We start from the raw sequence: 7,876 nt of genomic DNA, 5'->3' as shown, positions 1-7,876 counted from the left end.
AGGGGCTTCGCCCTGGCCTTCGGCCACCCCTGGCCCGGGCCTGCCTCCGGTCCAGCCTGCCACCCCTGTCAAGCGCCTCCCCCACACACCACGGGGCGGCACTCCCTCGAGTCGGCGACCCGGGTCCGGGCAGGGGAGTCGGATCGCCCAGAGGCTTCGAGCCGTCGGGCACACGCCATGCAGTGGTCCCGCGGCGCACGCCACGGAGCGGCCCCACAGCGCGCACCAAGGAGCGCTCCCACGGCGCACGCGACGGAGCCGCTCCGCGGCACGCCCACCGCCCGACGACGCGCCCCACCGCCCCGCTCACCCCCACAGCACCGCCCCCAGCCACGCCCCCGCCACCAGCAGGCAGGCGAACAGCTCGACCAGCACGCTCGTGCCCACCGCCCGCATCACCACCCGCGTCGCGGCCGCCGCCTCCCCGTGGCTGCCCAGCCGTAGCCGTTCGCACAGGTAGATGCCCCCGACGAACCCCGCGACCGCCCCGACCACGGGCAGCAGGAAGAACCCCAGCAGCGCACCGCAGCCCGCGTACACCGCCATCCGTCGGGTGACGCCCGTCCCGCGCAGCCGGCGCGGCGGCAGCTGCCACTTGACCACGTCCATGAACAGCAGCAGGGCCGTCGAGGCGACCAGGACGACCCACGCCAGGCCCGTGCGCTCGCGCATCGACCACCACAGGACCCCGGCCCAGACGAGCCACGTGCCCGGCACACCGGGGATCAGCACCCCGATCAGGCCGAGCAGCAGCACCAGCCCCACCAGGAGTTGCTGCGGCAGGTCCATTTCCCCAGCGTGCCGGACCCTCCGCCCCCGGGCCACCCGACGTGACCGACCGGTACGCCCACCGGACCCCCGGCCTGGACCGATCTGGACCGGCCTGCGCCCCGCCCGCCCAGCCCGCCCGCTAGCGCGCCACCCACCCGCGTTCGTACGCGTGCCACCCCAGCTGGAGCCGTGTCGTCACTCCGGTCAGCTCCATCAGGCCCTTCACCCGTCGCTGCACCGTGCGCAGCCCCAGGTCCAGGTGCTTGGCCACGCTCGCGTCCGTCATCCCCGACAGCAGCAGCGACAGGATCTGCAGGTCCGTGGTGTCCGGTACGGACCCCTCCTCCGCGACCGTTTCGGCCGGCCCGAGCCGCAGCGGCAGCGCGTCGCGCCAGACCGCCTCGAAGAGCCCCATCAGCGACTCCAGCAGTCCGCTCGCGTGCACCACCAGCGCCGCCGGCTCCGCCGAGCCGCGCCCGGTCAGCGGCACCATCGCCAGGTTCCGGTCCGCGACCACCAGCTTCGTCGGCACCCGGTCGGTGACCCGGACCCGCTCGCCCCGGCCCAGCGCGGTGGTCGCCTCCAGCAGGCCGTTCGGCAGGGCCAGCACGTCCCGCTCGATCACGACCCGGTACGCCACCCCGCGGTCCGCCGCCCGCTCCTCGGCCTCGTTGTCCGTCCCCGTGACCACCTGCGGCTGCCCGGTGACCAGCGCGCACACCTCCTCCGCCGCGCCCAGCTGGAGCTGGACGAAGCGGTGCGCCACCGCGCTCGCCCCGGTCACCACCTCCACCAGGTCGTGCACCGCCGGCTCGGCGGCCTCCGCCCGGTACTCCTGCGCCAGCAGCGCCGCCGCCAGCTCGGCCTGCTCCAGCTCGTGCCGCTGCTGCGTCAGCAGCGCCCCCAACGCCACCCCCGGCGGCGCCGCCACCCACCGGCCCGGCCGGGCCGAGGACTGGGCGGCCAGACCGTGCCGTTCGAGGTGGCGCAGCGCCCGCTCCGTCAGCGGCACCGGAAGCGCCAGCCGGTGCGCCAGATCGGGTATCTCGGCCGCCCCCAGCGCCACCAGCGCGCGATAAGCGGATTCCTGGGCCTCGTCGAGACCGAGCGCACCCAACACCAGAAACCACCCCTTCACGGACCAGCCCACCGTCGGGCCGCCGCGGCGGAAAACAGCCACGGCGCAAACCCGCCCGGGGACATCATCACCGCACCTGGCACCGCTCTGCCAAGGTCATGCCACCGCAGCACCAAACAACCACCGGTCACGGCCATTTCGGCGCGCCCGTCTGCGGACGGTTGCGCCCTGCTCGCGCCACTTCGACCGGAATTCACCTTGGGAGAGCGATGCGCCCGATCACGCGCACGGCGCTCGGGACGGCCACCGCCGCCGTCCTCGCCGTCACCGCGGTCGCCCCGTCGACGGCACAGACCGGAAACGGAACGTCCACCGGAGCGTCCGGAACCAGACCGCTGACCGGCAGCGACGCCGCCGCCCGGCAGCGCACCGGCCCCGTCACGGTGACCCTCGTCACCGGCGACCGCGTCCTCGTCAGCGCCGACGCCGCCGGCCGCACCGCCGCCACCGCCCTGCCCCGTGCGGACGGCAGCCAGCCGCTCGTCCAGACCCGGCAGTCCGGCAAGGACCTGTACGTCTACCCCGAGAGCGCCGTCAAGGCCCTCGCGGCCGGCCGGGTCGACGAGCAGCTCTTCAACGTCACCGGACTCGTCCGGCAGGGCTACGACGACGCGCACGCCCGGAAGCTGCCCCTGATCGCCGTGTACGACGGCGGAGCCGTGGACGTGGCCCGCAGCGCACCCGCCGCCCCCCGCGGCGCCGAGCGCACCCTCGTCCTCGACTCCGTCGACGGCGTCGCGCTCAGCGCCGACAAGCAGCGGGCCGGCGAGTTCTGGGCGGACCTCACCGACCCCCGTTCCCGCAGCACCCGGCAGCTGAAGAAGCTGTGGCTCGACGGCAAGGTGCAGGCCAACCTGGAGCGCTCGACCAAGCAGGTCAACGCCACCGCCGCCTGGGCCGCCGGCTACGACGGCACCGGCACCCGCGTCGCCGTCCTCGACACCGGCGCCGACGCCGAACACCCCGACCTCAAGGGCCGGATCGCCGCCTCCGAGAACTTCACCGACTCCGACGGCGCCGACGACCACCAGGGCCACGGCACCCACACCATCTCCACCGTCGGCGGCTCCGGCGCGGCCAGCGGCGGCAGGAAGAAGGGCGTCGCCCCCGGCGCCGCCCTCCTCAACGGCAAGGTCCTCAACGACTACGGCTACGGCCAGGACTCGTGGATCATCGCCGGCATGGAGTGGGCCGTCGCCCAGCACGCCGACGTCGTCTCCATGAGCCTGGGCAACCCCGACGAGACCGACTGCACCGACCCCATGAGCGAGGCCGCCGAACGCCTCGCCCGGAACACCGGCACCCTCTTCGTCATCGCCGCCGGCAACTCCGGCCCCGGCCCCCGCACCGTCTCCTCGCCCGGCTGCGCCCCGAGCGTGCTGACCGTCGGCGCCGTGGACCGCGACGACTCCACCGCGTCCTTCTCCAGCCGCGGACCGGCCGGCATCGCGCACACCCTCAAGCCCGAGATCGCCGCCCCCGGCGTGGGCATCTCCGCCGCCAACGCGGGCGGCCGCGGCGTGTACGCCTACCAGTCCATGTCCGGTACGTCCATGGCCACCCCGCACGTCGCCGGCGCCGCCGCCCTCGTCAAGCAGCGCCACCCCGACTGGAGCGCGCAGCAGATCAAGCAGGCCCTGGTCGGCTCCGCCGACCCGCGCATCCCCGGCGACGCGCACGAGACCGGCGCCGGCCGCCTCGACGTCCTGGCCGCCGTCACCACCACCGTCACCAGCTCCCCGGCCGTCCAGGGCGGCAGCTTCGGCTGGCCCCAGGACCCGGGCGACCGCACCACGGTCCGGATCCCGTACACCAACACCGGCACGGCACCCGTCACCCTCGACCTCTCCCTCGCGAAGGTCACCGGCAACGACGGCTCCGCCGTCCGGTCCGCCGTCGCCCGCCTCGGGCAGCGCCGCGTCACCGTCCCGGCCGGCGCCACCGTCACGGTCCCCCTCGCCCTCGACCCGGCCGCGCACCTGACCCGCGCCCAGTACGGCGACGTCACCGGCCGCGTCCTGGCCACGGCGAAGGGGCGGACGGTCTCGACCCCGTTCGCCCTCCACGTGCAGCCGGAGACCGTCACCCTGCGCGTCAAGCTGCTCGACCGCGCCGGCCGCCCGGCCGCCGGCCCCTCGTCCCTCGACGTCATCGGCACCGACGACGCCAGCGGCGAGCGCCGCTTCAACGACGGCGCCACCGAACAGCTCTACCGCGTCCGCCCCGGCGCGTACTTCCTGTCCAGCTTCATCGGTACGCCCGACCAGGGCGAGGGGGCCGAACTCGTCGACTCCCTCACCTACATGGGCCGGCCGCAGGTCGAGGTCCGCAAGGACACCACGGTCGTCCTCGACGCCCGCAGGGCCGCCCGGCTCGCCGTCGCCGCCGACCGGCCCACCGAGACGCGCAGCGCCACCCTCGCCTTCGCCCGCAGCTGGGACCCGGTCTGGCTGCACGCCGGCACCGCCGCGGGCGGCCGCACCCTGCGCGGCTTCTACGCCTCGGTCGAAGGCCGGGCGAGCGACGGCGACTTCGAGTTCGGCAGCTACTGGCGGGCCGCCGCCCCGCTGGTCGCCGAACTGAAGGCCGTCGGCGGCCCCGCCCTGCACCCGCTCACCGCGAGCACCGGCAGCGACAACCTCGACGGCACCGGCCGCGCCCGGCTCGTCGACGCCGGCTCCGGCACCCCGGCCGAGCTCGCGGCGGCGGGCGCCAGGGGCGCGGTGGCCCTGGTCGAGGCGGCCGCGGACGCTTCCACCTACCGGCTCGCCCAGGACGCGAAGGCCGCCGGGGCCACGGCCCTGCTGCTGCACCGCGCCACCCCCGGCCGCTGGACCGCCTTCACCGGCTACGCGGGCGGCCCGCTGCCGACCATGACCCTCGAGAGCGGCGAGGCGGAGGGGCTGCTGGCCCGGCTGGCCGCCGGGGCGGTCACGCTGACCTGGAAGGCCACGGCGAGGAGCCCGTACCTCTACAACCTCGCCTTCCCGGAGCGGGGCCCGGTGCGCGGCGACCGCACCTACCGGGTGCGCGACCGGCAGCTGGGCGCGGTGGAGTCCACGTACCGCTCGATGGGCGTGGACGCCGACTTCATCGACAGCACCGGCGCCTACCGGCCCACCGGCCAGGGCGTGTTCTTCGGCGGCATCGAGACCGTGGCGGTCCCGGGGCGGCGCACCGAGTACTACACCGCCGGGGACACCGCCTGGGACCACATGGTCTCCAGCAGCTTCCCGTGGGGCGAGTTCATGACGGACCGCCAGCGCACCTACCGGGCCGGCTCGAAGCGCACCGACGCCTGGTACGACGGGGTCATCGGCCCGGTCGCGTCGCGCGCGACGGACGGCACGCAGCAGCTCGCCGCCGAACGGCAGGGCAACCTCATCGGCTTCGCCTCCGCGATGTGGGGCGACCGCGGCCACTACGCGCAGCCGGGCGGCTTCGGTGACATAGGCAGCCTCCAGCTCAAGCGCGACGGCGAGGTGATCGGGGAGAGCTGGTTCCCGTCCGGCGTGTTCGAGGTGCCGGCGCAGCCGGCGACGTACGAACTCACGCAGAGCGTCGCGAAGTTCGGCGCACCCGCACGGGTCTGGGAGCGGTCCCCGGCCGTGCGGACGACGTGGACGTTCCGGTCGGAGCTCGACGAGGACGCGTACTCGCAGGGCCTCGGCATCCTCTTCCCGCGCGTCGCGCTCCCGGAGGACGGCGCCAAGACCGTCCCCGCCACCCACGGCCAGCGGCTCGGGCTGTCCGTCTCGGGCCACGCCGGGTACCGGCCGGGCGCGCTGACGGCGGCGAAGTTGTCGTACTCGTACGACGGCGAGCACTGGACCGCGGCGAGGACCGAGCGGACGGGCGCCTCGTGGACGGCCGTGGTCGACCACGCGGGCGCGGCGGGCAGGGCGGTGTCGCTGAAGGTCGAGCTGACGGACGCGCACGGCAACGCGGTCAGCCAGCTCGTCGAGCGGGCGTACGCCGTGCGCTGAGCCGGTGCCGGTGCCGGTCGCCCCGAACCCCTCCGGCCGCCGGCCCGCCCGCCAGCGGGCCCGGCGGTCGGAGGCCGGGCGGCGCCGGTCCGGAGCGGCGGCCCCCAGGGGCCGCACGAGACGGGCCCGCCGGGGCCGGGAAGCAGCCGTGGGGGCTGCGGACCGGCCGGCGGCGGGTCACCGAGAGGGGTCCGCCGGGCGACCTTCCCGTGGGGGGTGGGGCCGCCCGGTGGACCTCTCGTGCTGGTGGCGGGGGCTGTGGTGAGGGTGCGTCAAAGGTGCCCACTTTCGAGACACTTTCGAGAGGTTTTCGTCCTGGCCCGGCGGTGGACAATAAGTGCATGAGTCAGCAGGGGGACGCGGACGACTGGTGGCAAGGCCTCTACGAGGACTTCCCGCCGGACCTCTCGACGCCATCCGAGGACACCCTCGACGCCCACTTCCGGTCGGCCGCGCGCCTGTCCGACCACCCGGCGGTGCCCCCGCCCCCCGGGCCGCGCGGGACGGCCGGACCACCCCCGTCGGGGGCCCCGCCGGCCACCGCCCCGCCGGGGGCGCCCGGGGCCGCCGAGGGCGGCGGGCTCCCGCCGCGGGCCCGCGCCCCCTGGGAGGGGCCACCGCCGGCCGCGGCCGGCTACGGGCCCGGCTCGACCCTGCCGGACGTCCCGGTCGCCGAGCCGCCCGAGCCGTCCAAGCCGCCCGAGCAGTCCGACGGGTACAGCGGTGGCGGGCCCGACGACCCGCCCCCACCCGATACCGTCCGCCCACCGGACCCCTCCGGGACCGGCGCAGGACGACCGCCCGAGCCGGCGCGCGGCGCCGGCCTCCCCCCGCGCCCGGAGCAGCCGCCCGCCGCGGCGGCGGCCACGCAGCCGTGGGACCGGCCCGGGGAGACCTCGCACGGCAGCGGCACCGCACCCGGCCTGCCCGCCCAGCGCTCGGCTCCCCCCGAGTTCCCCACGTCCTCCCCCCTGCCGCCGCTCCCCGCGGCGCCACCCCTGCCCCCGACGGCCCCGGGCACCCCGCCGCCCGCCGCCCTTGGCGGCCTTGACCGGCCGGGCGGCGACGCGGGCCCCGAGGCAGATCCCGACGCAGATCCCGACGCAGACCCCGCCGAGGGTCGCGACGGCGGGACGCGGCGGTTCCCGCGCCGGCCCGTCATCCGCTACCTCGGCGACCGGCCGCCGACCTACGAGCCGGAGCCCGGCGCCCTGCCCCGCACCGACCCCACCGAACTCGACGCGCTCGTGCACGACACCGTCCTAGAAGGCGCCCGGTACGGCCGCTACACACTCCGCGCCGCCTCCGTACGCGGCGACTCCGCCCGCTACCGGGGCGAGGTCCGCCGCGACTGCCTGCTCACCGCCCGCTTCGGCGGCGGCGACAACGCCCTGCTCCTCGTCGCCGTCGCGGGCGGCGACCGCGCCGTCCCGGGCGCCCCGCAGGCCGACGCCGAACTGTGCCGCTGGATCGCCGGGGCCATCGGCCGCAGCCAGGAGCGGCTGGGCGACGACATCAGGGCCGGCCGCCGCGACGACCTCCGCTCCGGACTCCAGCGCCTCACCGACCGCGCGTACGGCCGGCTGCGCGCCGAGGACCGGCCCCAGCCCACCGGGCTGCGCTGCCTGCTGCTGCCCATCGACCCCGAATGCCGCATCCGCGTGGCCTTCGGCACCGGCGAGGGCGGGGTGTTCCGACTGCGCGGCGGGGCCTGGGAGGACATGGAGCCACAGGTGCCGGAGCAGCCCTTCCGCTTCCGCGCCTCCCTCGCCCGCCCCGGCGACACCCTGCTCGCCTGCTCGGCGGGGCTCGCCGAGCCGCTGCGGGAGGAGCCCCTGTTCCCCGAGGCCCTCGCCGGTCGCTGGGGCCCGGAGGCGGCCGGGCCCCCGGGGCTGGCCGCCTTCCTCGCCGACACCCAGATCCGCGTCAAGGGCTACGCCGACGACCGCACCGCCGCCGCGGTCTGGGAGACGTAGGGCGA

The 7,876-nt window shown here is 76.4% G+C and carries 4 protein-coding genes; 2 read left to right on the top strand and 2 right to left on the bottom strand.

The features are described 5' to 3' along the window. Positions 1-306: 306 nt before the first annotated feature. Both ACIQCH_RS17490 and ACIQCH_RS17485 read right to left on the bottom strand, forming a co-directional pair. Positions 307-789: a DUF456 domain-containing protein gene (locus ACIQCH_RS17490; RefSeq protein ID WP_402581686.1), complete on the bottom strand. Its 483-nt coding sequence runs from the start codon at positions 787-789 to the stop codon at positions 307-309. Between the two features lie 121 nt (positions 790-910). Then, positions 911-1,891: a helix-turn-helix domain-containing protein gene (locus ACIQCH_RS17485; RefSeq protein WP_402581700.1), complete on the bottom strand. Its 981-nt coding sequence runs from the start codon at positions 1,889-1,891 to the stop codon at positions 911-913. 227 nt (positions 1,892-2,118) lie between these two features. Here ACIQCH_RS17485 and ACIQCH_RS17480 point away from each other — a divergent pair, with 227 nt between their 5' ends. Together ACIQCH_RS17480 and ACIQCH_RS17475 are read left to right on the top strand one after the other, a co-directional pair. Further along, entirely contained in the window at positions 2,119-5,895 is a 3,777-nt protein-coding gene (locus tag ACIQCH_RS17480) for a S8 family peptidase (RefSeq protein ID WP_402581684.1), read from the top strand. Between the two features lie 341 nt (positions 5,896-6,236). After that, entirely contained in the window at positions 6,237-7,871 is a 1,635-nt protein-coding gene (locus ACIQCH_RS17475; RefSeq protein ID WP_402581683.1) for a hypothetical protein, read from the top strand. The last annotated feature ends 5 nt before the right edge of the window (positions 7,872-7,876 follow it).

It is taken from the genome of Streptomyces sp. NPDC093225 (genome assembly GCF_044753805.1).
Classification (GTDB): domain Bacteria; phylum Actinomycetota; class Actinomycetes; order Streptomycetales; family Streptomycetaceae; genus Streptomyces.
This window is presented reverse-complemented; position numbering and strand designations above follow the sequence as displayed.

Excerpts from the sequence above, each read along its gene's own strand:
- ACIQCH_RS17480 (WP_402581684.1), top strand. The coding sequence starts at position 2,119 with ATGCGCCCGATCACGCGCACGGCGCTCGGGACGGCCACCGCCGCCGTC.
- ACIQCH_RS17475 (WP_402581683.1), top strand. The coding sequence starts at position 6,237 with ATGAGTCAGCAGGGGGACGCGGACGACTGGTGGCAAGGCCTCTACGAG.
- ACIQCH_RS17490 (WP_402581686.1), bottom strand. The coding sequence starts at position 789 with ATGGACCTGCCGCAGCAACTCCTGGTGGGGCTGGTGCTGCTGCTCGGC.